The following is a 25,488-nucleotide window of genomic DNA, read 5'->3' on the forward strand; positions in this document are numbered from 1 at the left end:
AAGGGGCTTAAAACACGCTTAACAAAAGGGTGATGTCGTGGTCTTTCCGCCCTAGCTATGCGATGCGGCTGGAAGTTTCCTCAACCACGACGCAGGAAGAGCCGGAATCGGGCAAGCGACCCGGTACAGATTATATCGCTCCGCCTCACGCCCATCACGCGACCGTACGATCATGCCGGCGGGTTTACCAAGGGCAGCCCAGGGACTGCCTTGCGGGAAGGACCGGCGTCCGTTTCGGATCAATAATCCCCAGCCCTCCTTGCAGGACCATGCTGGCAGATCAAACAGCATCCAGCGCGGCTCGGCACCCAGCACAATGCGGCCGGGGAGATGAAAAGCCAGTTCCGATGCCAGAGCGTATTCATCAGAAGCGATGAAAGCAGCGCCCTCAGACTGTTGCGCGACATTTTCGGCGAATATGGTCCAACCGCCACCCTGTCGTAGGGCGACGTCAAAATGTCTGTTCAGAGGCAGAAATCCGGTCGTCGCCTGGCATAACAGGAGCCCCCATAGGGCGTATCCCAGTCCGGCAGCGATTTTCCAGCGTCGGTCTCCCTGCATGACGATCAGACACACCAGAGCCGGGTAAATCAGAACGGGCCAGTTCGCCTGCACCCGGTCTCCCAGAGCGTGTTGGAGGAAAACCGCTGCCGGCACACAGGTCAGACACAGCAGCAAGCGATCTACATCCGAGCGCCTGCGAAATGCAGCGATCAACGCCACCACGGACAGCAGAAAGATGCCCGGCGTCAGCAATCCAATCTGGCCACCGATCAGTTCACCAAGATATCCGGGCGCGCGCGAGGGTTGCCAGTCGCCCGTGCGCCCCCCCTGCCGGATAAAGCTGGCCCAGCCATGGGTGGCATTCCACCAGACAACCGGAAATGTTAGACACACACCGATTACTGCCCCCAACCAGGGCCAAACCGTGAGAAGCTGTTTCAGTCGCCGCAATGACAGCAGACACCACAAACCCAGACCGGCCACCGGCAGGACCATGGTGTATTTACTGTCAAATCCGAGACCCGCGCTGACGCCAAGCAACAGCCACCAGCGCAGATCTCCCGTTCGCACCAGTCGCCCGGAAGCCCAGAGAAACAGGGCCATGAAAAAGAGCAGCGGCGTGTCCGGCGTCATGACGGTCGCGCCCACCCCGAGCGCCAGCGTGGCATTGAGCAGCACACCGACGATCCAGGGGTTTATCACCGGTGCAAGAGGTCTGTCCCGCAACAGGGCGACCTGAAAATCCCGACAGGCAAGAACCGTCAGAATTGTGCCGAGAGCAGTAGCGAGTGGTGCGGTGAACCTGATACCGAACCCCGTATCGCCGAAGAGCGCTGTTCCGATCCAGATCCACCACGCCACCATCGGAGGATGATCGAGGTAACTGGCCTGAAGGTCGTGCGACCACGTCCAGTAATAAGCTTCGTCAGGCGTAACCGGCAGGCAGGTTGCCAGAATCAGACGCAGAACCGTAAGCACGCCCAGACTGATGAACGGATGGGCCAGAATAGCGTCCGAAAGACGGGGAAACGTCTTCCGCGCAGAATACAGCTTCACCGCAACACTCCGGGCGAAAGCCTCACTTCCTGCGCCAGATCAGCGTCGAGGACACAGCATAGTTCCACACGACGCCAATCACGGCACCCGTTGCGCTTGCCTTGTCGAACGTCTGACCGTCATCGTGGAAGAGCTGCGCGATACCGATATTCGCCCATGCGCCTGCGGAGCACACGACCAGAAACAGGAAAAGGCCACCGTACAGACGGGTGCCTTTCAGTCTGCGGTCACGGTAGGTCAGCGTGTTGTCCAGCCAGAAATTAACCAGCATGGCGACGAAGGTGCCGCCCGTCTGTGCGATCGGGAAATCCACACCGGACAGGCGCAGCACATTCATGATGGCGATATTCACGATCACGCCGACCAGGCCGACAAACGCAAAAACCAGAAAGCGAATCGGTAGCCAGCCATGAAACAGCTTGTCGAGCATCAGTCCGAGGAACTGGAGCATGACCAGCACGTCGAGCTTGCTCTCTCCTGCAAGACGCGGCTTGAACGTGCAGGGAATCTCCTCCACGCGAACCTTGATTGGCGCGGAAAGAATCAGATCCATCAGGATCTTGAATCCCGCGCCTGACAGGCGGGGCGCCGTCCGCACGAACAGATCCCGCCGCAGGGCAAAAAACCCGCTCATCGGATCGCCCACCCTGACCGGCAGAATCATCTGCGCCAGCGTTATGCCGCCGTTTGAAAGGGCATGCCGCCACGCATTGGCCAGACCGCTATTGTCACCGCCTTCGACATGACGGCTTCCAATGGCAATATCGCACCGTCCGCTCGCAAGAGCATCGAGCATAATGCCGAGACGGGTTTCGTCATGCTGGAGGTCACCATCCATGACGGCGATATAGGTCGCGGACGAAGACAGTGCGCCTTCGATCACCGCCGTGGACAGCCCGCGCCGTCCAATGCGGGAAATCCCCCGCACGCGCCAGTTGCTGCGGGCCACCTCCCTGACCGCCTCGATCGTGCCGTCAGGCGAATTGTCGTCGACAAAAACGACTTCCCAATCCCGCCCGGCCAGAGCCCGCGTCAGCGCCTCGACCAGAGGCCGGACGTTCGCTGCCTCGCAATAACAGGGCACCACCACCGTGATATCGGGACTTCCGGCAGGCCTGTCTTCAGCGGGAAAATCGATCGTTTGTGAAATCCGGTCCCGTATGACGAGCGTGGTCACGGAAGCTTTCCATCTCCCACCCCTTCCGGCGACGGAAAACGTGAGAGAGTTGTGCGGATTGTCTGCAGGGTCTGCACACGCACCACGTGGGGAGCCTCTGTCAGGCGGCGGGTCATTTCATTCTCCTGCGTCGTGTTCCGGGCAACCAGCCGGACAAGAAAGTCGGTGCTGCCCCGCATCATGTGGCACTCCAGCGCTTCCGGCCACGACGACACCATCGCCTCAAACTGTGACAGAACTGTTTCCTTCTGACTGTCGAGACCGATCAGGGCGAACAGCGTGATGGGCCAGCCCAGCGCATTGGCGTCCACGTCAGCATGGTAGCCCCTGATGACACCAATCTCTTCCAGACGACGCACACGCCGAAGGCAGGGAGGCGCGGAAATGCCCACCCGACGGGCCAGCTCCACATTCGTCATGCGTCCGTCCGCCTGCAGTTCGGCAATGATCAGCCGATCCACCGCATCGAGTTCCGCTTCCGTCACCAGTCTCTCCATCCCGCGACCTCGCGTGCATATAGGACGAACCCTGTCATCTGTCCAAAGCCCTCTGACATCTGCCAGTAATGCATCAAAACCTGTCCGCCAAAGCTTGCCCCGAGCGAAAAACAGGACCATATCGCTCCACAATCAGCTCCGCGAATGGAGACGCAAGGCACCTTCCTTCCAGACCGTGCCAGATGACAGGACGAGAGCGAAAGGCGTCGTAGAACATGACAATAACCACCGATCTCCTGATCATTGGCGCCGGACCGGCCGGTTACACCGCAGCCATTTACGCGGCCCGTGCGAATCTCAAGCCCGTTCTCGTCGCTGGCATGCAGCCCGGCGGTCAGCTGATGATCACCACAGACGTAGAGAACTATCCCGGTTTCGCCAGCGCGATTCAGGGACCGTGGCTGATGGAGCAGATGGCGGCGCAGGCCGAACATGTCGGCACGCAGATTGTTCATGATCTTGTCACGGAAGTGGATTTCCGGAGCGGCTCACCTTTCCGCATCACACTTGACGGCGGCGACGTCTATCTTGCCCGCAGCGTGATCATCGCGACCGGCGCGCAGGCAAAGTGGTTGGGCATCCCTTCCGAAAAAGCTCTTCAGGGTGCGGGAGTTTCCGCCTGCGCCACCTGTGACGGCTTCTTCTTCCGCGGCAAGAAGGTCGCGGTTGTCGGCGGCGGCAACACGGCGGTCGAGGAAGCCCTCTATCTGACGCATCACGCATCGCACGTCACGCTGATCCATCGGCGCGATTCGCTTCGGGCTGAAAAGATTCTTCAGGACCGGCTGGAAGCCAATCCGAAAATTTCTGTCGTGTGGAATTCGGTTGTGGCCGACATTCTCAGCGCAGGTACCCCGCCGACCGTCACCGGCGTGAAACTGCTTAACACGCTGAATGAAACCCTGAGCACGCTGGACGTTGAAGGCGTGTTCATTGCCATAGGTCATGCTCCGAACACGAAACTTTTCCACGACCAGCTTATGCTGGATGCGGAAGGTTACATCATGACCGAAGCAGGGACGACGCGGACATCGGTGCCGGGCGTCTTTGCCGCGGGCGATGTGCAGGACAAGATCTATCGTCAGGCCGTCACGGCGGCCGGGACAGGTTGCATGGCCGCCTTGGACGCCGAACGGCATCTGGGTGGACTCGTTTCGGAATCAACATGGAATACTTGACCGTCTGAAGTATTTCCTTCACCAAAAACCATGTAGGTACATCGGGTCAGGACTGTACCTCAAACCAGACAAGGGAGATCGGGGTGGACTGGGACAAACTCAGGATATTCCACGCTGTTGCGGAAGCCGGGTCCTTTACCCATGTGGGTGATGTACTCAACCTCAGCCAGTCTGCTGTTTCGCGTCAGATTTCAGCCCTGGAGGATGTTCTCCAGGTACCTCTTTTTCATCGTCACGCCCGTGGCCTTATCCTGACCGAACAGGGTGAGACGCTGAATCAGACTGTCAGGGAAGTCTTCTCCAAACTGGAAATGACGCAAACCCTGCTGACGGAAAGCAAGGAAAAGGCAGCCGGACGTCTGCGCGTCACCACGACGACAGGATTTGGCAGCTGCTGGCTGATGCCGCGACTGCATCGTTTCATGGCGCAGAATTCCGACATTTCCATCACGCTGATCCTTGAGGACAATGACCTCGATCTGGGTATGCGTGAAGCCGATGTCGCGGTGCGCATGCACGCGCCACGCCAGCCGGACCTCATCCAGAGGCACCTCGCGGACTTCCCGCTCTCTGTCTTCGCCTCCCCGCGCTATATCGAGCAGTTTGGCCAGCCCTCCTCACTCGAGGATCTGGCCAACCACAGTCTCGTCGCGTTCGGTGGCTACCACCCTCCGGTTCCGCATGTGAACTGGTTGCTGGAAGCCGGAATGCCAGAAGGCGCACGACGGACGGCACGGCTGGAAGTCAACAGCGTGGTCGCCATGGCGGACGCCATTTCCGCCGGTCTCGGCATTGGTTCGGTCCCAGGCTACGCCGTTGCGGAATATCCTGATCTGATCAAGGTGCTTCCGAACGTCGAGCCGCCCAAGGTGGAAGCATTCTTCGTCTATCCGGAAGAATTGCGCAGTTCGAAGCGTGTTGCGGTCTTCCGCGATTTCCTGACCAGCGAACTGGGACTGCGATCCTGATAGCTGCTTTCAGTTTCGTATGTTTTCAGGCGGGCACTATCATGGTGTCCGCCTTTTTTCTGTCCGGATTACGGCTTCCCGAGTGCCGTAACAACACCGGCGAACAGACCTACGGGCACGAGGCAGATGGCGATCGTTTCTCCAGTTGGCGCGTAATGCGGAAAACAGTACGAAATCACAGCGCACATGACCCAACAGACAAAACAGGCGATCAGCATGGTCATGGAGTTGAGACTTTCATGAATAATATGGGAAAATACCAGCGATTATCGCGTTGTCAGGCTCTTGATGAAGTCGTGTAATCCACCATCAATGGCTCTCTTGAAGGCCGCAAGGGTTTCATCGCCCACATAATGCTCGATCCCTTCGGCATCGACCAGAACGCTTTCCTCACTTACACCGAGCGCACGCAGAAATGCCTCGACAATCTTGTGTCGGCCCCTCGCCTCTTCCGCCACTTTCTGTCCGGCCTCAGTGAGAAACACACCGCGATAGGGTTTCTGGACGACAAAACCGTCAGCCACCAGCCGCGCCAGCATTTTGGCTACGGTTGGTTGCGACACGCCCAGACGCGCCGCGATATCGACCTGCCGCGCCTCCCGGGATTCTTCCAGAAGGTCAGAAATCAGCTCCACATAATCTTCCACCAGAACCTTGCGCCGCGCCTCCCGGTTCGCCCGGAAGCTCTCTGACTGCGCGTCCGGGTCCGGCAGGGAGGGAGGTGATTTCAGTATGTGCGGCGACTTCAAGATCAGGACTTTCCCGGACAATTATTCCGTTAAGAATAGATCATTCCCGGAGTTTGATCCAGTTTTCGTTGCAACGGCCATTGCCTCTATTGCAGCTCCATATCGCACCACAAGACGATTTTGTAATCCATCCCATCAAGCAACATCGTTTCATTATCACCACGTCCCAGATTTATGGAAATTATTTAAACATACCTGATACAAATGAAACAAAATAAACTCTATGCAACATAAATATTACTTATCAAATATAAATCATTATAAATAAATAAAAAATATTCCAAAATTGAAGAGAATATCACAATATATATTGTATTCCTCTCTTCATTATCCCGATGTGCTTCGAAAGACATTTTCTTTTTTTACCGCTTGCGGAATTTGACCGTGAGATCAAGCACCACACTCCTTCCATCAGATATTATTCAATCCATATCTCTTGTATATTTTTCGCATGCCACCCTTATTTGAAAAGTCTGCCATCAAGGTTGACGCAGAAAGCCAATACGGGATATCGCCACCCCCTTCCTGCACATGGCAACGCTTAGTCAATCCAGGCTCTGGAGGTTTGTGCGTTACAGATACTTAACCAGTATGAGTCATAAAGCCCGACCAAGTACCAAAAGGGATAGACATTGCTATGAAAGAGCAATCCGTTCGTATTCCTGACAGCGATCCGGCAGAACAAAACATCCGATTTCTCTGGTCGGCAATCGACGAAGTACTCATTGTTGCCATTACGGACGTCAATGGGGTCATCACGCACGTCAACGAACGTTTCTGTCAGATCAGCGGGTATTCCAAGCATGAACTGCTTGGCCATACCCACAGAATCCTGAACTCCGGCTATCATAGCCAGGATTTTTTCCGGCATCTGTATGCAACGATCAGGACAGGGAAGATCTGGCGAGGAAAGATCTGCAACCGGGCGAAAGACGGGTCGCTGTACTGGGTTGCCACCACCATCATCCCCCGCAAAGACGAACACGGAAAAATCCTCTCCTACGTTGCCTACCGCTTCGATGTCACGCCTCTGATCGAAGCCCGGAACAGGATGAAGCACCTTGTCCGGCAGGATCCTCTGGTAAATGCACTGAATCGCATTGGTTTCTCCGAAGGGCTGGCAGCAACGCTCGAACAGACGATGGAGACACATGAAACCCGTCTGATGGTGCGGATTGATCTCGACGGTTTCAAGGAAGTCAATGATATCTATGGCCATGACTCCGGCGATAAGGTGCTGATTGAAGTCGCGCTGCGGCTCAGGACTTTTGCCGGCTCCGATGCAATCATCGGTCGTTTGGGCGGTGATGAGTTCGCCATCATCATGGATATGTCCAAAGCAGACGCCTGCGTGGAGCATCACCTCCAGCATCTGCTCGTCGATATTGAAGCGCCCATCGCCCTTGAAGAGACCTGCGTCTCCGTATCGGCCAGTATCGGCTACACATTTCTCGACAGCACGACGCTATCCGGTCAGCAGTTTATGAAAGACGCGGATATCGCCTTGCTTCAGGCGAAGCAGCGCGGTGGCCAGAGTGTCGTCGCTTTTACACCGGGCATGGGCCTCAAGGCCAAAAATCATCAGCTGCTGATGAGCCAGATTCACTTCGCCGTTGAGCGCGGTGAGCTGGAAATGTACTACCAGCCCATCATCAACTTGGCCCTTGGCCGCGTCACTGCCTGCGAAGCGCTCCTGCGCTGGCATCATCCGGAGCTTGGTCTTCTCACCCCGGTTTCATTCCCGGAAGTCTTTAGTGATTTCCGCACCGGCCTGGCGATCGGCAAATTCGTCAGACGGTCCGTCATACGTGATCTCGCCAAATGGATCGAGACGGGTGATTACACCGGTAATGTCACGCTGAATGTCAGCATGGCAGATTTCGGAACGGATGGGCTGACACAGGAGTTCTGTGATCTGACTGCAGCCGCAGGTGTACCACGCGAAAAGATCAAGGTCGAAATCACGGAAACCATTTTCCTTGGCGCAACACGATCGGACCGGGTAAGGCGCGAAATATTCAGACTTTCCCGGCATGGTTTCAAGATTGCATTCGATGATTTCGGCACCGGCTACGCAGCGATCAGTCATCTGCGTGAACTGCCGCTGACCCATATCAAGATCGATCGCAGCTTCATTAAAAACATCGATCAAAGCGCCCGTGATCTGAAAATCACTTCTGGCCTGATCCGTCTGGCACGCAGCATCGACATGGCGACTATCGCCGAAGGTGTTGAAACCGTCGAACAGCTGCGCATCCTGAATGATCTGGGCTGCACCGCCTGTCAGGGATATCTTTTCGCCATGCCGGTACCTGTAACGGCGTTGCCTGACGCCGTGGAAAATGCGGGAAGGATTCTGGATAATTTCCGTCGGTCCAGCCGGAATGACATGCTCACCGGATCCACCTGACAGCGCCGCACAACCTGTAACCAGTCACTTGTTCTGGTTACAGGCTCTCCCTCACAGCAACCAAGCCCGAAGGAACAGGTTCTCAGACATAAGCAGGCAGGCGCTCAAGCCTCCACGGGCGACACGAGCGGTTTGCCAGCAGCCATCGCAGCGACATTATCCAATGCCAGCATCCCCATCTCTGTCCGCGTCTCGACCGTGGCACTTCCCACATGCGACATCATGAACAGGTTGGGAAGCTCCAGCAGTCGCGGGTCAGGGTGCGGCTCATTCCGGCAGACATCGAGCCCCGCCCCGGCAAGTTGCCCGCTCCGCAGCGCCTCGATCAGGGCATCCTCATTCACAAGACGTCCCCGCGCCGCATTCACAAAGATCGCTCCCTTTGGCAGCCGGGACAGGAAGGCCTGATCCACCATGCCATCCGTCTCGTCGCTGCCGGGAAGATGCAGGGTGATGATCTGACAGCGAGGCAGCATGTCCTCAAGATTTTCCACCCAGGACGCACCGTGCTCCAGCTCAGGAGCCAGACGTCGCCGGTTGTTATACAGCACCGTCATTCCGAAACCCCGCGCCCTTCGTGCAACGGCCTGCCCGATCCGTCCCATGCCGACAATGCCGAGCGTCTTGCCGCTGATCCGCATGCCCAGCATTTCATCCATGGCCAGATCACGGCCCCAGCCCTTGCGGACCAGCGCCGTAAATTCCGCCGCACGTCGTGCGGCAGCCAGTATAAGAAGCAGGGCAAGGTCTGCATTGCACTCGGTCAGCACATCAGGCGTATTGGAAACAGCAATACCACGCGCACGGATGGCTTTTACATCCAGATGGTCGAGCCCGACACTGACGGTCGCAACCAGACGCACGGAGGCCGGAATTTTAGCGACAGCGTCACCCTTGATCGCGGCATGATGCGTCACCAGCATAGCTTCCGCCTGCGTCTCCTCCGCCAGTTTGAACAGGGCAGCCGTATCCAGCGGCGTCTGCGGAGGAGGAGGCGCATCGAATTCCTGAGCAATCCGCGCCTCCACAGCTTCAGGCAGGCGAACGCTGCGGACGATACGGGTGCGAGAGGAGGACATGACAAACTCCGTAGACTGAGTGGCGGACGTTAAACAGGTCCGGATCATGAAGCGAGTAAGGGGAACACGACAAGGGGCTGTCAGTTTCGTGATAAAGCGGTGCCGAGATGATGTCAGGCGTTCCTTTAGCCGACAGAAGCCGAACCTATTTCCTTACGTAGAATTTCTTTGTCACATATCATCATCCGACTGGGTGAGAGTCGTCCAGACAGAACGGCGCAGAACGTTCCTGCCGCACTGGTTCTGGCGGAAACTCCCTGCATGAAACGGAAAGAAGGATCGGCATGAACGACCAGCTCGAACTGACGCCGGAGCTGATGCTTGGAGCCTACTCCGTCGGGCTGTTTCCCATGGGGAATAGCGAGAATCCTGATACGATCGACTGGTATGACCCTGATCCACGCGGTGTCATGCCGCTCTACGGCTTTCATCTTCCCAAACGCCTGTGCCGGACCGCGCTGAGCGACCGCTTCACCGTGACGACCGACCGCGATTTTGAAGGCGTCATGCGGGCCTGCGCCGCTCCTGCACCGGGACGTGAAACGACATGGATCAGCGAAACGATCATCAGCCTGTTCTGCCGTCTGCACGAGATGGGTTATGGCCACAGTATCGAAACATGGCACGACGGCGAGATGGTCGGCGGCCTGTACGGCGTCGCGCTGGGAAGCGCTTTTTTTGGTGAAAGCATGTTCAGCCGGGAGACTGACGCCTCCAAGGTCGCGCTGGTGCATCTGGTTGCGCGCCTGCGCCTTCTCGGTTTTGACCTTCTGGACACCCAGTTCGGCACGACTCACCTCTCGCAGTTCGGTGGCGTCGAGATTGACGCGAGCGACTACAAGACCCGTCTCCGGAAGGCTGTGCGGTCCGAACAGCGCTGGACACCTCTCTCGACCACCGAAATTGCCACCGAAATCCGGCAGATACGCGAAGAGACCCGTCTCGCGGGTGGTTGACTGACTGATGCAGATGGGGTGCTGTCCGCAGGAATGTTCATGAAATGAGGACTGTTCGACGTATGCGACAGGTCACCGGAAAGTCTGATGCAGGAAACAAAGCTGGCGTGTTGGGACGATGTCTCGCGCTGACGCTGACCGCGGGTCTGATGCAGGGCACTGCGCTGGCTGCAGACGGTGATCACCCGCCCCTCACCCCGCTGAAAGACGCCGTCATCACCTACAGCGTGCAGCCGGATGGCGCGCCGCAGCCGCAGCAGGTCAAGGTGTGGTTCACTGCGGAAGGTGCGAGAATGCGGATCGACGCCCCCGATGGCTCGGCGTCCACCATCCTCAACCGCACCGCCCAGACCGTGACGATCCTGCTGCACAAACAGCGGGTCTTCACCCAGCTTGAACAGCGCGGCAGTGTGAGAAATCCGTTCCTGCTCGATGTCTCCATGCAGTTTACCCGCCACGGCAACCGCACTGTTGCAGGCATTCCCTGCACGGAATGGGGCGTTGCTTCCGGGCATGGCGACGCCACCGCCTGTGTGACGACAGACGGCCTGATTCTGGCTGAAAACGGTGTCGATGCGGATGGCGCCAAAGGACATCTGTCCGCAGAGTCCGTGTCCTACGAAACCATCCCGGCTTCCGCCTTTGCTGCTCCTTCCGACTATCAGGAAGTCCATCAGCATCGCGTCGCCGGTCAGGGAGCTGGCGCGCCGGCTCTTTCAACCGGACCTTTAGGCGGAGCAGGGTCCTCACCTGCTGGAGACGCTGCCACGACACCGGCTCCGGCACCATCTGTCACGCCGGATACCGCCGGGCAGCCCTGAGGCAGCGTCATGAAAAACCCGATAGCGCGACGCATTTCGTACATGTTGCTGACATTGCCTCTGGGTGTCCTGCTTTCCGGCAGCCCTGTCCTTGCAGAGGAGGCTGCTCCCTCCGCAAACGGACCTTATGTCACGCCTTCCGTGGATGTGAGCGTGCATTATGAAATGGTGTCGCCGCAAAGCCCTCTGCCCGTGCATCAGGACATGCACTGGCAGGCCACCTCCCTGCGGCAGCGGATCGATCCTGAAAATTCGGCTGTCTATATGGTGACGTCATGGCGCGATCACACACTGACCGTCGTGGACACGCTGGGCCACCGGCGAAGTGTCATGCCCGCACCCGGTGCGACGCTTACCCTGCCGGGACAGGTGCCGCCGGGTTCATTCAGGAAACTTGGGACCGACATGGTCAGCGGTCAGCTCTGCACCGTCTGGCGCACGGCTGATCAGGACGGACATGAAAGCGACGCCTGTTACACAGAGGACGGCATCCTGCTTCAGGTGGAGCAGCAGGGACGCATTCTGGTCAGGGCGCTCTCCGTTGAGCGGACACCGCAGCCCGACACACTTTTCGTCATTCCCGAGAGTTATTCCGCAGTCGCCCCAGCCCGTTGAGTGGACGGGAAAGGCGACGGCACACGCTCCGCTGTCCGGCCTTTTCCCTTCTCCGGCTTTCCGGGTGGCAGCTCACGTAATCTCCGGGCCGGTGAGCCGATATAGAGACCGTTCGGCTCGGTGCTTTTCGTCACCAGAGATCCCGCTCCGATCACACAGCCTTTGGCAATGGTAACGCCGGGCAGAATGGTGACATTCAGACCGATCCAGCATCCGTCTTCAATGACGACATCACCCAGCACTGCCTCAATAGTACAACGCTGTTCAGCTGGACCGACGTCATGTGTAGCAGTGACGACCGAAAGGAATTGTCCGACCCGGACATTGTTGCCAATCGTCAGTCGGGCCGCGCCATCGAAAAAGAAACCGACATTGATGAAGCTTTCCCGGCCCATCGTAATGTTGGTCGAACGCAGATGACAGCCCGGCCAGATACAGGCTGAGGGTTCAAGACTGGCGCCCAGCGTGTTCAACAGACGGGTACGCAGGAAAGCCGGGATCAGTTCACTCCCGATACCGGCAAGACAGAGCCTGCACAGATGGCGTGTGAAGATATTGTCAGGGAGGGTCATCAGAGACTTCACTGTTTAATGCCACAGGCAAAGTCGCCGCTCACCTGCAATCCACTCTGAAATATGCATTACACAAAAGAACATCGAAAACAATTTCATAATTAAAAACTATATTTATAAAAATATTTTTGTTTATATTTTTAGATTTATTATTTTTTATTTTGTATATTTTTTATTATTAATCGTCACTATTGTTAAAACACCACAAAACAAAATCTCACCGCTCCCGGACACTTCCCAACCTGCACGCATAAATGAAGATCGCCTTTTCAAAGCGGATGTCCACCGTTACAGAGGGGCCTTAATCTGTCAGCACACCAGCTTCTTGAGTATAATGATCAGAGATGTCAGGCCTCTTATAGATGGCCACTCATGACGGCGGACAGGATACCTCTCCTGAATCCGGTCGTTCCTACGGAAGCACTGTTCCGAAGCAAAGGATCATGATCCGGAGAGGCCGCCGGTGAATCTGTGCGCCTTCTTCATCCGTCGTCCTGTCGCAACCATTCTCCTGTCTCTGGCGATGGTGTTCGCCGGGCTGCTGTCCTATCGCGTCATGCCGGTCGCCGATCTGCCGGATATCTCTGTTCCCGTTATTTATGTCATCGCCAGCCAGCAGGGCAGTTCACCGCAGCAGATGGCCAGTGCCGTAACGACGCCCCTGGAACGTCGCCTTGGAAGTATTGCCGGGCTGACACAGATGACCTCCGACACCACGGACCGGTCATCCTTCATCCTGCTGTTCTTCGATGACAACCGGAATGTGGATGGCGCCGCGCGTGACGTGCAGGCCGCTCTGCAGGCGGCGCGTCAGGACATGCCGAACACGCTGATCGAAACGCCGCAATATTATAAAGCCAATCCTTCCGACAATCCGATCATGGTGGCGGTGCTGACGTCCGACACACGGCCCCTCACCGAACTGCGTGATCTGTCGGAAACCAGACTGCTCCCACAGTTGGCCGGCATTCACGGCGTCGGATGGGTGCAACCGGAAGGTGCCGCCAAACCCGCCGTGCGCGTCGAGATGAATCCATACCTGCTCTACCATTACGGCATCGGGTTCGAGGACATCCGTTCCGCTCTGGCGTCTGCCAACGCCAACACTCCCAAAGGCTATCTGGATATCGGCACGCAGCGCGTGATGCTGACCACCAACGATCAGGCCCGGAAAGCCGAGCAGTATCGTGATCTGATTATCGGCTATCGCAATGACCGTCCGGTGCGTCTCTCCAGTGTGGCGACAGTCCATGACGGTCCGCAGAATGAACGTGAGGCCGCCTGGTTCAATGGCAAGCCGGCCGTCATGGCGATCATCCGGGCGCAACCCGGTGCCAACGTCATTGACGTCACCGACGCCATCCGGGCGCATGCTCCCCGGATCCAGAGCGCGCTTCCGGGAGACGTCAAACTGACTTTGGCCGACGACATGTCCCGGTCAATCCGCGCGGCCCTGATGGATACCCAACTCACGCTTCTGATTTCGGTCGTACTCGTCGTGATCGTGGTGCTGGCGTTCCTCCGCTCATGGCGCTCGACCCTGATCCCAGCTGTCACGGTGCCCGTTTCACTGGCCGGTTCCCTCGCCGTGATGCACCTGCTGCACTTCTCGCTGGATACGCTCTCGCTCATGGCGCTGACCATCGCCACAGGATTTGTGGTGGATGATGCGATTGTCGTTGTCGAAAACATCGCTCGCCATATGGAAGACGGCATGGACCGTATGGACGCGTCCCTGCTCGGCTCGCGCGAAATCGGCTTTACCGTGGTGTCGATCACCATCTCGCTGATCGCGGTCTTTCTGCCTCTGCTTCTGCTGTCCGGAATTCCCGGAAAGATCTTTTTCGAATTTGCGATGACGCTGACGACAGCAGTCACCATTTCGCTTTTCCTGTCTCTCTCCCTGACGCCCATGATGTGCGCCTACCTGCTTGAAGTGCATCACGGCGAAACGACCATCGGCCACACCGGATGGTCTCGTCGGATGCATCAGGTATTCGATGGCGTTGAAATTATCCTGAACGGCATGCTGCACGTTTACATGCGGTCACTCGACGTCGCGCTTCGTCATCGTTGGCTGGTGCTGGCTTCGCTGCCCCTCAGTCTTGCGGTCACGGTCGCCGTCGTTGTTTTCATGCCGAAGACAATTCTGCCACCGGAAGACATCGCTCTGGTTTCAGCCTATCTGAGCACGGATCAGACCAGTTCGTTTCAGGCCGTTTCCGACAAGACCCAACGTGTCGTGAGCACGATGATGCAGGATCCGGAAGTGACATCCGTGGTGGCATTTACGGGAGACGACGCTGCCAATGAATCGGCAGCATTCGCCTCCCTTACGGACAAATCCACACGACACGACACACCAGAAACCATAGCCGCAAGAATACAGTCACATGTCGCAAACATTGCGGGACTCGACGCGCATATTTCCAACTCGGGCGATGTGAACGGTGGAGGCTCGCGTCAGCAGACGGGAAATTACACCTATGTTTTCCGAAGCGACGTCGCGGACGATCTGACAACATGGGTGCCCCGTCTTAGCGAAGCCCTGCGACACAGCACGGTCATTTCCGATGTCAGCACCAACATCCACAATAATGGCTCTTCATTGCATGTGGACATTCGCCGCGACGTTGCCGCACGTTATCTGATTACACCGCAGTTGATCGGCAACGCCCTGTTTGATGCGTTCGGTCAGCGCACCGCCTCGAATATCTCCACGTCGCTGACGACCTATTATGTCGTGATGGAAGCCGACCGGTTGTATCGGGAAAATCCCGAAATGTTGAAAACGCTGTGGGTTTCAACAGCAGGCGGAACAGCGGGTGGCGGCACTATTTCGAACTCGATCCGTGTTCCGCGCTCAACGGATTCCAGAGAAGCGGCGTTGAGCCGTCTGTCTTTCCGAAACCAGATTGCCAATCGACTGGCTGGCGGCGCAGGGGCCTCCAATGGTTCAGCGGTCTCATCTTCAGCTGAGACCATGGTGCCACTGGTCTCGGTGGCTGATCTCGTGACGCGCCCCACCTCCCTACAGGTCAGCCACGAAGACAACTTTGTCTCCGGTTCGATCTCGTTCAATCTTCCGACGGGAAAAGGACTGACGGATGCAGAAGCAGAAATAAAACGGGTCAGTAACGCCATTCACATGCCGGACACCATTCGCGGAAGCTTCACCGGTCGCGCAGGAGACTTCAAGAAAGCGCTAGTAAATGAGCTTCTCGTATTCCTTGCTGCTCTCGTCACCATGTATGTCACTCTGGGGATTCTCTACGAAAGTTATATTCACCCCCTGACCATCCTATCCACACTCCCCTCCGCTGCCGTCGGGGCTGTAGTGGCGTTATGGCTGTCTGGACAATCCTTTTCGCTGATCGCCATGATCGGGGTGATCCTGCTCGTCGGCATCGTCAAGAAAAACGCAATCCTGATGATCGATTTTGCACTGCATGCGGAACGGCAACAGAGTATGGAGCCTGCAGATGCCATTCGTGCAGCCTGCGCGACCCGTTTCCGCCCCATTTTGATGACCACGCTGGCGGCAGCATTAGGGGCACTTCCTCTTATTTTCGGCAATGGTTACGGTGCGGAATTACGCCGTCCACTGGGTATTGCCGTCGTGGGTGGACTGGCCATGAGTCAACTCCTCACCCTTTATTCCACGCCTGCGGTCTATTTACTGATGATCGCAATTGGAAAATGGACGAAAATCCCGCTTTCGCTCCTGCAAAGAACATTTAAAAGGTATGCATGGAATTAATATACTGGCTCACGAATTCCATAGATTTTTCGTAAAAATTGGTACATGCATACTTCTGTAAATCAGACATTTTTCGAACCACTCTTTTTAAAAAAACTATAAAAATGTCACCCATAACACCCTCTGGCTACACACCATTATTTAAAAGAAGGTTCTCTTGAGCCTCTTCCTACAGTGTAATATGTGCGCGTCTTTTTTCGGGAAAATTACAGAATGACCATCATTTCTCTGGAAGATATTCCTGATAGACCATCATTACAAAACAGTCATGCCGGTGCTGGTATTGCTTTTTTAGCAGACATGCTAGATTTACGACATCGACTGTATTTACGAGTATCTATGGTCGATGTCGCATAGTTTACAACAGACGTTTCAGGGAATGGTTCGATGGCCAAAAATTGCTGCAAGACAGACGGATGCGCTCCGGCAAAGAAGGGCTGCTGCGGCCTGAAGAAAATTGTTGGTGTAATGATCGTAGCCGGGATTGCCGGTTTTCTGTGGAAAAAATTCAAGTAGTCCAAGATACTACATTGCCCGAAACCTGTTTCGGGCATTCTATCCTGTTTGTTTTGCTTCCCAACGATGAAATATATCATACACTATAAAAATATATCATTCTAAATAAATATATATTCCTAAACATAACTATGGCTGGTTATCTTTTTCCACGAATAGAGATCAACTGAGCCTCGACAGACGTCCCGTTCCAAAAACCAATCTTAAAAAAATCGAAACTGTTACAGATATTCACGAAAAAACAACAAGATGGATTTCCAGATTTACAGCCTGTCGTTACGCATAATCATATATTTAACTAAAATTTAGAAATCTTCAGGTAACGTTAGAAAAATCCGAACCATTCTTCATTTTCCATGTCTTTCTTTTCTACCTTTTCAAGAAATAGTTTGCGCTGTTTTTTCATATCCATTCAGGGAAACATGGAGTTTTGTCACTTTTATCCTCGTCCAAAGAAATTATTGAACATAATATATCATGGAGGTCTTGCACCACGAAGCATACTTCATTATTTCAACAGATAGAGCCAAACAGGTTCCACCCAATTTTCTGTAAATGTGCGCTGAATTGTTTAAAAGTGTAACGGAGTTTTTTTTATGTCTGAAAATAAACCCTCTTCCCCTCTGCTCGAACTGACAGCGCAAATCGTTTCTGCTCATGTTTCAAACAACTCTGCCTCCGCAGAGACACTTCCCGCTTTGATCCGTGACGTCTTCACGGCTCTCGAGACAGCCGGACAGACTGCTCCTGAGCCCGAGAAACTACAGCCTGCGGTTCCGGTGAAACGGTCCGTCTTCCCGGACTACATTGTCTGCCTGGAAGATGGTAAAAAACTGAAAATGCTGAAACGGCATCTACAGAGTGCTTACGGCATGACGCCTGAGCAGTATCGTGAGCGCTGGGGCCTGCCGACAGACTATCCCATGGTTGCTCCCAACTATGCCGAGCGTCGTTCAACGCTTGCCCGTGAAATCGGTCTGGGTCGCAAGATCAGCGCTACCAGCGCTTCTTCCGAGAACGATGACACTGCGCCGCGCCGTCGTGGCCGCAAGGCTCAGTAAAGCCTGTCACATCGGCATGACTTCCCTCATTGATGTTGTGCCGATGATTTCTTCATGGAAACGGTTTTCCATGAGCCTTTAGTGTTGTGCTGGAATAAACTGTAATGAGTTCAGGCGTTGACGAGACTGTGGCGTACTCTGTCCAGAAGCGGAGACTGCGTCGCTGGCGGATTGGCGCGATCGCAGCTGTTGCCGTGTCGATCATGATTGCGGGCCGTTATGGTCAACAATCCAGAAGCGACAGCTTCTATAGTGGCGGCAGCATAAATACGCCTCACCTTGTACAGTTAAAAGTTTACGGCATGATCGGCTCGGATGTCTCGCGCTGGACAAAAGCCCTTGCTGACGCAGACAAAGACAAAAACGTCAAAGGACTACTCCTCGATATTGACAGTCCCGGCGGGGCTGTAACCGGCGGTGAAGAATTACACGACGCTGTGGAGCGGTTTGCTCACGACAAACCCGTCGTCGCTACCATGCGGGGTATGGGCGCATCCGCTGGGTACATGATTGCGCTTCCGTCCAAACGTATTTTTGCCGAACGAAGCACATTGACCGGCTCTATCGGCGTCCTGATGGAAGCACCCGAATTCTCGGGAGTACTCAACAAGATCGGCGTCAATGTGCAGGAACTGGTGTCCGGACCGCTCAAGGGGCAGCCCTCCCTCACAAAACCGATTTCTCCTGAAGGTCATGCCATGCTTCAGGGCGTTGTGAGCAATCTTTACGACCAGTTTGTCACCATGGTCGTCACAGGGCGCCATATGCCTGAAGAAAAGGTACGCTCTCTTGCCGATGGTCGCCCCTATACAGGCGAGCAGGCCCTGAAAGTGGGGCTGATCGACAATATTGGTGGTCAGGAAGACGCTCGAAACTGGTTAAGCAAAGCCGCTGGCCTGTCCGGTGAACCAAAAATCGTGACGATTGGTGAAGAACGCAAAACGTTCAGTCTGAAACGACGTATCTTTGGCTGGTTTGGAGGGCGGGTCATGTCATGGCTCGGCCTTGATGCAGACATTTTTTTGCCTCAAACGCGTGCAGCTATTGACGGCGCAGTTTCGATCTGGAAACCTTAGCTTTCGGCGGGGAGGCGAGATGACCAGATCCGAACTTGTCGCTGAAATAGCAGCGGCGAACCCTCATCTTTTACTCAAGGACGTTGAATTAATCGTTCATACGATTTTCGACGAACTGACAAGCGCGCTTGCGCGCGGAGATCGTGTCGAACTCCGTGGCTTTGGGGCTTTTACTGTCAAGAAACGGGAAGCCAGAGCAGGGCGTAATCCCCGCACCGGTGAATCCGTGTCTGTGGACGAGAAAGTCGTGCCTTTTTTCAAGGCCGGAAAAGAGCTGCGCGAACGTGTCAACGGCGCAACGCCACAGGACGAATAGCTCCGAAAAGGCGATTCATGAGGATTAACGTCCTCATTTCGCATGTCTTGTGCGTGCTTCTGATATACTGTTAGAACTGATCTCATTCCACGGTCAGTTTCCGACGGCCGTTTTTCCGGGCGCTGTTATGGCTTTCGTGTACGGCTTGTCAGAATGCTGCTTAAAGCAGGCAAAAAGCCTGAGAGTCAGTGTGCCGAAAACGGGGGGGATGCTGCTTCTGGCCTGTGTCATTGCTTCAACACAGGCGCAAGCACGCACTCTTGGCAGTCACGCACCACTACAGCGTTCAGCACCGCACACCAAAACACATCACACCAGAAAATCGGCACTACAGGGCTGTCTGTCCGGCGGGTCCGTTATCATGACGCATGGCCGTAAACTGGGCGCGATCGGCTCTCATGGAAAGCTGCTGGCTCCGGTCGGACGGGCCATCTATTACACGGACAGCAAGCACGGATGCCTGCCGGGGAAGCATGTCCGTCGCCGCGGATAAGACTTTTCTCATTTGACTATTTATAAGATTTTGCTCATCATATGAGAATAACTCCCTCCCTGATGGTATTACTTCCTTTCATCCGTCTGGATTTGTGATCAAACGGATTTCATCCCGATCTGTGTTGGGCTAGGTTTCCTGCATCAACGGCCTGCGACAAAAGTGTTTCTTCGCGGCATACATCAGACAACACGTCTGAAATACGCCAGGAAACAGGCTTCGCCATGAGCAGAACAGGGATCCAGATGGCAGACAAAAATGCTTCGACCGTCATACCCGTCATTCTTTCAGGGGGGTCGGGAACCCGTCTGTGGCCAATGTCACGTGCGAGTTTTCCCAAACAGCTGTGGCCTTTGCTGAGCGCGCAGTCTCTTTTGCAGGAAACAGCCCTGCGAGCCCGAGGCATTTCCCTCTCTGCGCCCGTGATCGTCTGCAATGAAGCGCATCGCTTTCTGATTGCGGAACAACTGCGTGAGGCAGGAATAGAGTCCCCCAAAATCCTGCTGGAACCGGTGGGACGGAACTCCGCACCGGCCATTGCCGCTGCGGCCTTGCTCGTCGCCCAGACGGACCCGCAGGCCGTGCTCTGGCTGATGGCCGCCGACGCCGCCATTACAAAACCGGAAGCCCTGAATACCGCCATGCAGAATGCAATCGCCGGTGCTGAACAGGGGCTGGTCGTGACCTTCGGCATGAAGCCGACACGGCCAGAGACCGGTTACGGCTACATCGAGGTCGGACAGACAATTTCGGGACTTGAGGGCATCTCTACGGTGAAGGCCTTCCGTGAGAAACCGGATGAGGAGCAGGCCGAATTCTTCCTCAAGTCCGGTGACTATCTGTGGAACTCCGGCATGTTCGTCTTCAGGGCAGATACCCTGCTTCGCGAGATGGAAGAACATGCTCCGGAAGTCATGACTGCCGTGCGGGCAGCCTACGAGGCCCGGAAAGGTGATCTCTTCTTCGAACGCCTTGGCATCGAGGAATTCAAGACTGCACCGGACATTTCAATCGATTACGCCATCGCCGAACGGAGCAGCAATGTCGCCGTGGTGCCAGCCGATCTCGGCTGGTCCGATGTCGGAAGCTGGGATGCGCTGTGGGATATCAGCCCGAAAGACACGGCGGGGAATGTCGCCGTCGGTGACGTGCTGATTGAAGATTCCAAGAACAGTTACGTTCGGTCAGAGAAATATCTGACGGCGGTCGCCGGTGTCGATGATCTGGTGGTCGTGACAACAGATGACGCTGTGCTGGTCACGCATCGTGACCGGGCACAGGACGTCAAGAAAATCGTTGATCGGCTGAAGAAGGCAAAGCGACCGGAAGCAGCAAGCCATAACCGCTGCTATCGTCCATGGGGCTTTTACGAGAGCCTGATCCAGAATGACCGGTTTCAGGTCAAACGGATTGTCGTTCAGCCGGGCGAGAAACTCTCCCTGCAGAAACACTTCCACCGCGCCGAGCACTGGATTGTCGTCGGCGGTGTCGCTCTGGTGACGCGGGATGAGGACAAGGTCCTCGTGCGCGAGAATGAGAGCATCTATCTGCCACAGGGCTGTATTCACCGTATGGAAAACCCCGGCAAGATCCCCCTGACCCTGATCGAAGTGCAGACAGGAGCCTATCTGGGGGAAGACGATATCGTACGGCTTGAGGATACCTATAACCGGTCCTGATTAGTCCCCACCTACAGGCAGCAAACAAAAAGGGGGCTTTTTCCCAAAAGAAAGCCCTTTTTTTAATGTCCGGACAGCGTTTTGAAAATCAGGCGTCCTGCGTGCTCGCCAGATCACGCAGAGCGACTGCTGTATCCCGCACTGTCGGACCGTGCTCACGCTCCAGACGACGGATGGTGAAGTGCGCCCGTGCCAGCGCCTGATAATGGGCCAGGAACGCCGCATTGAGCGACGCACCACAGAGCGCACCCGCGACCGGCATCAGTTGCAGCGAAATCTTGTGTCCCAAAGCCAGTCCGTAATGCGATGCGACCTCGGAAATCAGCATCACGACCGGCCGGCCACGCAGCACGGTGCGGGCAGAGAAATACCCCAGCTCACTCTCCCTGCCCTCGCCGATATTGGGGAAGGCGCGAAGAGCAAAGACCTCAAGACAGGCGCGACGGGAGTCGGGGTCAGAGAGATCCTCCCCTTCCTCGCGGGCGATGCGGGCGATCTCACGCATGATGGTCAGGGTGGTGAAGCTGATGTCCGGCGCGAGACCGGCAAGTCCGGCAAAACCACCGACCGCGCCAGACACGGCGACAGCGGCCTGCAGGGCTTTTTCGCGCACACCCTTGCCCGTTGACCGATCTGCCGCCTCACCGCTGGCAGCAGCATCCAGCGGTCCGGACATTCCCAGAATCGCCACGTCAAATGATTTGGCGATGGCTGTCTCGGCAATGCCCTTGAGCTTGTCCTGCACACGAGGCGTCATCCCCAGTCCACGCAGGCCGAGTCGGGTGGCATGCCCGACAGCCCCCCCCATCAGGTCGGCCATACGGACCAGAACGCCACGTCCGGCCTCCACCTGCTTCAACGCATTTTCAAGCTCCAGGATCTGCCCATCCGTGAGAGCTAATGGAGCAAGTTGTTGTCCTGTGCTTACGGTCATCGGAAGGTATCCTGTTCCAGCTGGCTCATGTGTCGCTACTTATAAATATAAGTGCTTTCGTTCGCGCAAGGTTGCGGAAACATTCATTGACCGCAAGCGTCATACATCCGACTTTGGTTTATCGCCGTGTCAGGAAGGCATTATGACCATGTTATCACCCGCTGCCATGAGGTCGGCCCTTTCGTTAAAGGGGCCGTTCAGAGTGGTTCTGGAAAAGGCATCCACCGGGCTCGCTCTTGCCGCATTGCTGGCTATGCCCGTGCTGTTCAGTCCCGCCGTGGCAGCGTCGCACACGCCACGTCACAAGGCCGCGACACAGCATGCTGATCCGACAGATCTGTCCTCCGGCAAGATCGCGCCGGCCACGACAGCCCGCTCCCTGGAATCACAGGAAGGCGCGCCTCCGCCACCGGACGGTTATGAGCCTGTCGAAGATATCGATGAGACCATAGAGTCGCATTACTCTCTGGACGTCCGCAAAACGCCGCATGGCGAGCCGCTGCCGTCCATTGAAGCGCAGCAGATCCCCAGAGACGCCAATAACGGGGCCACCCAGTTTGATTTCTTCGGGATGCCCGTGAAATTCATTGCGCCCGTTGGCGCGCCTTACAATGCGCCCTTCACCTATCACACCTATGCCGGACAATCCGGGCGTGGTGGAGATGCCGTCGGCAGCGCGGGAGCGGCCGGAGAACCTTAACGTCAGCAGGGTTTCATCGGGTCATTATCTGTTTCTTATAATATTTCACCTTTAACAGCTAAGACGCCTGCGTTCTGAAACCCTCTGATTATCAAGAGCCGTATGTCTGCAACAGAAGCCACACTCTCTGATGCTCCGGTCACGGATGCACCTGTTCCTCCGGCCAGCGCCTCTTCCGGAGAGGCTTCCGGTAGCAGCAATACGGAAAAACCACCCGAAAAAGGCGCGTTCGTCGACGCAGCCAAACTTCCCACGCAGGAAGGACCGGCAGGGATCCGCTACGATTTCAATGCAGGCTGCCGTGTGGCGTTGCCGGACGGCAAATGGACGATTCGCCTCAAGGATCTCGATACAGGCAACATTCTGTTCGAAACGACGACAGGCAGAGCCAACGTCAACAGTTCCAAGCGCTTCTACGTCCGTTTCGGCATCCAGATTCATGATAAGGCAGGCACTCTCATCCTGTCCCATGATTATGACTGCCGGAACAAGCCTGTCCTGATCCAGCTTCCAGTCGGCACGTTAGGCGATACGCTTGGGTGGTTTCCTTATGTCGCCCGCTTTGCAGAGGCGCATGGCTGCAAGGTGACCTGCGTGATGGCGGCACCCATTATTCCGCTGTTCAAAAGCGCCTACCCGCACATCACTCTCGTCACACCGGAAGAGATCGAAAACAGCGAAACGCTCAAGACCTTCTACGCGACCTATACAATCGGTCTGTTTTTCGACGATCAGGCCAATATCTGGCAGCCCACGGATTTCCGTCTTGTCGGTCTGCACCGGACTGCGGGTTATATTCTCGGGGTAGATCCGACGGAGGAGCCTCCGGTCGTTGCACCGGACGAGAACCGTGCCCGGCCTATTGAAGAGCCTTACATCTGCATCGCCGCCCAGAGCAGCTCCCAGTGTAAATACTGGAACAACCCGAGCGGCTGGCTACAGCTTGTCGCGTATCTGAAAAACTGTGGCTACCGGGTGATCTGCATTGACCAGAAACCCGTTCATGGCACCGGCATCGTCTGGAACCAGATTCCCTATGGCGCAGAAGACCAGACGGGCGACCGGTCGCTGGCGGAGCGCGTCCGATGGCTTCGCCATGCCGAGTTTTTCATCGGCCTCTCCAGCGGCCTGTCCTGGCTGGCATGGGCGGCGCGCTGCAAGGTTGTGATGATTGCCGGGTTCACTCATCCCACCAACGAGTTTCACACGCCGTGGCGCATTGTGAACTGGCATGCGTGCAATTCCTGCTGGAATGATCCGGCGCATCGCTTTGACCACAAGGATTTTCTCTGGTGTCCGCGCCATGCCGGAACACCGCGTCAGTTTGAGTGCACGCGCCTGATCACGGTCGAGCATCTGAAGCGGGTCATCAAAACGATTCCGGGCTTCCCTGTGCGCAATCCCGAGGGTGATTCGCCGGATACTCCGGCATGATTTTCGCACACGCACGATAATTCTGTGGAAGAGCTTGAAAAGTGGGGCGCTATTCTGTAAGAGCGCCTTTCCTTCACGCGTCCGGGCCTGTGGGGCATGCCCGGCCGTGCTTTGCTGTTTTCATCCTTCGGGAGGAAGACAGCCTTACGTCAAGGAGACTGAAATGCCCAAGATGAAGACGAAGTCGTCGGTCAAGAAGCGGTTCAAGATCACCGCGACCGGCAAAGTGCTCTGCGGTCCTGGCAACAAGCGCCACGGCCTTATCAACCGTTCGCAGAAGATGAAGCGCACCAACCGTGGTCCTCAGACCATGACGGAAATGGACGCCAAGACTGTGAAGCAGTGGGCCCCCTACGGGCTGGCTTGAGGAGCACTTTATAAATGGCACGTGTTAAGCGGGGCGTAACGACGCACGCCCGTCACAAAAAAGTTCTCAAGCTCTCCAAGGGCTTCCGCGGACGTTCCTCCACGAACTATCGCATTGCGCTCGAGCGTCTCGAAAAGTCGCTTCAGTACGCATACCGCGATCGTCGTAACAAGAAGCGCGAATTCCGCGCTCTGTGGATCCAGCGTATCAATGCTGCCGTTCGCGAGCATGGCCTGACCTACAGCCGTTTCATCAACGGTCTGGACAAGGCTGGCATCGAGATCGACCGTAAGGTTCTGGCCGCCATCGCATTCGATGACGCCGCCACCTTCGGTGAAATCGTGAAGAAGGCTCAGGCTGCTCTCGCTGCCTGATTGCTGTCCTCACGGGCGATGTAAGAAAGCCGCCTCTCGGGGCGGCTTTTTTTATGGTGAAAACAGGCTGCCGGAACGATAGATTCCGCCTCATTTCGGGCATACATGACGATAAATAGCTTTCCGTACAACGGACATAAACAGCACGGCGTCTCTTGGCCGAGCTGGGCCGGAGGCGGGAAAAGCCGGAAAGATC

At 56.0% G+C, this 25,488-nt stretch carries 25 protein-coding genes; 17 read left to right on the top strand and 8 right to left on the bottom strand.

The genetic code is table 11. From position 1 onward, the window contains the following. Positions 1-51: 51 nt before the first annotated feature. The 3 genes from EMQ_RS06105 to EMQ_RS06115 are packed head-to-tail and all read right to left on the bottom strand — an operon-like array spanning position 52 to position 3,234. Positions 52-1,560 (bottom strand): ArnT family glycosyltransferase, encoded by a 1,509-nt coding sequence (locus EMQ_RS06105; RefSeq protein WP_010668533.1) that lies wholly within the window; start codon positions 1,558-1,560, stop codon positions 52-54. Between the two features lie 22 nt (positions 1,561-1,582). Then, a complete protein-coding gene (locus EMQ_RS06110) occupies positions 1,583-2,698 on the bottom strand; it encodes a glycosyltransferase (RefSeq protein WP_180952729.1) in 1,116 nt (371 codons plus the stop codon). A 35-nt stretch (positions 2,699-2,733) separates the two neighbouring features. Next, positions 2,734-3,234, bottom strand: a complete 501-nt coding sequence (locus tag EMQ_RS06115) for an Lrp/AsnC family transcriptional regulator (RefSeq protein ID WP_010668531.1) — start codon at positions 3,232-3,234, stop codon at positions 2,734-2,736. Between the two features lie 215 nt (positions 3,235-3,449). On the opposite strand from EMQ_RS06115, the gene trxB reads away from it, so the two are divergent. Beyond that, positions 3,450-4,412 carry a thioredoxin-disulfide reductase gene (gene trxB / locus EMQ_RS06120; RefSeq protein WP_010668529.1) on the top strand — a complete coding sequence of 321 codons (963 nt, stop codon included), beginning with the start codon at positions 3,450-3,452 and terminating at the stop codon, positions 4,410-4,412. A gap of 83 nt (positions 4,413-4,495) precedes the next feature. Continuing rightward, positions 4,496-5,380 (top strand): LysR family transcriptional regulator, encoded by an 885-nt coding sequence (locus tag EMQ_RS06125; protein WP_010668528.1) that lies wholly within the window; start codon positions 4,496-4,498, stop codon positions 5,378-5,380. Between the two features lie 266 nt (positions 5,381-5,646). Here EMQ_RS06125 and mntR read toward each other — a convergent pair whose 3' ends face one another. Continuing rightward, positions 5,647-6,129, bottom strand: coding sequence for a manganese-binding transcriptional regulator MntR (mntR, locus tag EMQ_RS06130; RefSeq protein WP_026200168.1), 483 nt, complete (start codon positions 6,127-6,129; stop codon positions 5,647-5,649). Positions 6,130-6,766: 637 nt separating this feature from the next. Between mntR and EMQ_RS06135 the strand changes: the two genes are divergently transcribed. Continuing rightward, positions 6,767-8,539, top strand: coding sequence for a putative bifunctional diguanylate cyclase/phosphodiesterase (locus EMQ_RS06135; RefSeq protein WP_010667324.1), 1,773 nt, complete (start codon positions 6,767-6,769; stop codon positions 8,537-8,539). 104 nt (positions 8,540-8,643) lie between these two features. On the opposite strand, the gene EMQ_RS06140 is transcribed toward EMQ_RS06135, so the two are convergent. Beyond that, positions 8,644-9,618, bottom strand: a complete 975-nt coding sequence (locus tag EMQ_RS06140) for a 2-hydroxyacid dehydrogenase (protein ID WP_010667325.1) — start codon at positions 9,616-9,618, stop codon at positions 8,644-8,646. A gap of 284 nt (positions 9,619-9,902) precedes the next feature. Between EMQ_RS06140 and aat the strand changes: the two genes are divergently transcribed. The 3 genes from aat (at position 9,903) to EMQ_RS06155 (ending at position 12,010) form a co-directional block, all read left to right on the top strand. Beyond that, positions 9,903-10,574: a leucyl/phenylalanyl-tRNA--protein transferase gene (gene aat / locus EMQ_RS06145; RefSeq protein WP_010667707.1), complete on the top strand. Its 672-nt coding sequence runs from the start codon at positions 9,903-9,905 to the stop codon at positions 10,572-10,574. Positions 10,575-10,636: 62 nt separating this feature from the next. Continuing rightward, on the top strand, positions 10,637-11,395 hold the full coding sequence (locus tag EMQ_RS06150; RefSeq protein WP_018308303.1) for a hypothetical protein: 759 nt from the start codon (positions 10,637-10,639) through the stop codon (positions 11,393-11,395). Between the two features lie 9 nt (positions 11,396-11,404). Next, the gene (locus EMQ_RS06155) at positions 11,405-12,010 is read left to right on the top strand and encodes a hypothetical protein (protein ID WP_018308302.1); all 606 of its coding nucleotides are present in this window, start codon (positions 11,405-11,407) and stop codon (positions 12,008-12,010) included. On the opposite strand, the gene EMQ_RS06160 is transcribed toward EMQ_RS06155, so the two are convergent. Then, complete coding sequence (locus EMQ_RS06160; protein ID WP_010667710.1) at positions 11,983-12,582, bottom strand: acyltransferase; 600 nt, start codon at positions 12,580-12,582, stop codon at positions 11,983-11,985. The two genes, EMQ_RS06155 and EMQ_RS06160, sit on opposite strands and share 28 nt — an antisense overlap. A gap of 463 nt (positions 12,583-13,045) precedes the next feature. Between EMQ_RS06160 and EMQ_RS06165 the strand changes: the two genes are divergently transcribed. The 6 genes from EMQ_RS06165 (at position 13,046) to EMQ_RS06190 (ending at position 19,804) form a co-directional block, all read left to right on the top strand. After that, positions 13,046-16,342: an efflux RND transporter permease subunit gene (locus EMQ_RS06165; protein ID WP_018308301.1), complete on the top strand. Its 3,297-nt coding sequence runs from the start codon at positions 13,046-13,048 to the stop codon at positions 16,340-16,342. 213 nt (positions 16,343-16,555) lie between these two features. Next, positions 16,556-16,699, top strand: coding sequence for a hypothetical protein (locus EMQ_RS06170; protein WP_155877634.1), 144 nt, complete (start codon positions 16,556-16,558; stop codon positions 16,697-16,699). Between the two features lie 755 nt (positions 16,700-17,454). Next, complete coding sequence (locus tag EMQ_RS06175; RefSeq protein ID WP_010666496.1) at positions 17,455-17,919, top strand: MucR family transcriptional regulator; 465 nt, start codon at positions 17,455-17,457, stop codon at positions 17,917-17,919. A 104-nt stretch (positions 17,920-18,023) separates the two neighbouring features. Next, entirely contained in the window at positions 18,024-18,995 is a 972-nt protein-coding gene (sppA, locus tag EMQ_RS06180; protein WP_010666495.1) for a signal peptide peptidase SppA, read from the top strand. Positions 18,996-19,014: 19 nt separating this feature from the next. Further along, a complete protein-coding gene (locus EMQ_RS06185; RefSeq protein WP_010666494.1) occupies positions 19,015-19,311 on the top strand; it encodes an integration host factor subunit beta in 297 nt (98 codons plus the stop codon). A gap of 190 nt (positions 19,312-19,501) precedes the next feature. After that, on the top strand, positions 19,502-19,804 hold the full coding sequence (locus EMQ_RS06190; RefSeq protein ID WP_132012025.1) for a hypothetical protein: 303 nt from the start codon (positions 19,502-19,504) through the stop codon (positions 19,802-19,804). Between the two features lie 109 nt (positions 19,805-19,913). Here EMQ_RS06190 and EMQ_RS06195 read toward each other — a convergent pair whose 3' ends face one another. Beyond that, positions 19,914-20,078, bottom strand: coding sequence for a hypothetical protein (locus EMQ_RS06195; RefSeq protein ID WP_010666492.1), 165 nt, complete (start codon positions 20,076-20,078; stop codon positions 19,914-19,916). On the opposite strand from EMQ_RS06195, the gene EMQ_RS06200 reads away from it, so the two are divergent. Continuing rightward, positions 20,029-21,483, top strand: coding sequence for a mannose-1-phosphate guanylyltransferase/mannose-6-phosphate isomerase (locus tag EMQ_RS06200; RefSeq protein ID WP_018308299.1), 1,455 nt, complete (start codon positions 20,029-20,031; stop codon positions 21,481-21,483). The two genes, EMQ_RS06195 and EMQ_RS06200, sit on opposite strands and share 50 nt — an antisense overlap. Positions 21,484-21,571: 88 nt before the next feature. Here the strand turns inward: EMQ_RS06200 and EMQ_RS06205 are convergent, their stop codons facing one another. Beyond that, positions 21,572-22,417 carry an EcsC family protein gene (locus EMQ_RS06205; RefSeq protein WP_010666490.1) on the bottom strand — a complete coding sequence of 282 codons (846 nt, stop codon included), beginning with the start codon at positions 22,415-22,417 and terminating at the stop codon, positions 21,572-21,574. Between the two features lie 202 nt (positions 22,418-22,619). Here EMQ_RS06205 and EMQ_RS06210 point away from each other — a divergent pair, with 202 nt between their 5' ends. The 4 genes from EMQ_RS06210 (at position 22,620) to rplT (ending at position 25,292) form a co-directional block, all read left to right on the top strand. Next, positions 22,620-23,117 carry a hypothetical protein gene (locus EMQ_RS06210; RefSeq protein WP_010666489.1) on the top strand — a complete coding sequence of 166 codons (498 nt, stop codon included), beginning with the start codon at positions 22,620-22,622 and terminating at the stop codon, positions 23,115-23,117. Between the two features lie 102 nt (positions 23,118-23,219). Next, entirely contained in the window at positions 23,220-24,551 is a 1,332-nt protein-coding gene (locus EMQ_RS06215) for an autotransporter strand-loop-strand O-heptosyltransferase (protein ID WP_010666488.1), read from the top strand. Between the two features lie 163 nt (positions 24,552-24,714). Next, positions 24,715-24,918 carry a 50S ribosomal protein L35 gene (gene rpmI / locus EMQ_RS06220; RefSeq protein ID WP_010669172.1) on the top strand — a complete coding sequence of 68 codons (204 nt, stop codon included), beginning with the start codon at positions 24,715-24,717 and terminating at the stop codon, positions 24,916-24,918. A gap of 14 nt (positions 24,919-24,932) precedes the next feature. Beyond that, positions 24,933-25,292, top strand: coding sequence for a 50S ribosomal protein L20 (gene rplT / locus EMQ_RS06225; RefSeq protein WP_010669173.1), 360 nt, complete (start codon positions 24,933-24,935; stop codon positions 25,290-25,292). Positions 25,293-25,488: the final 196 nt, after the last annotated feature.

The organism is Acetobacter aceti NBRC 14818, from assembly GCF_000193495.2.
In the GTDB taxonomy this organism is placed as follows: domain Bacteria; phylum Pseudomonadota; class Alphaproteobacteria; order Acetobacterales; family Acetobacteraceae; genus Acetobacter; species Acetobacter aceti.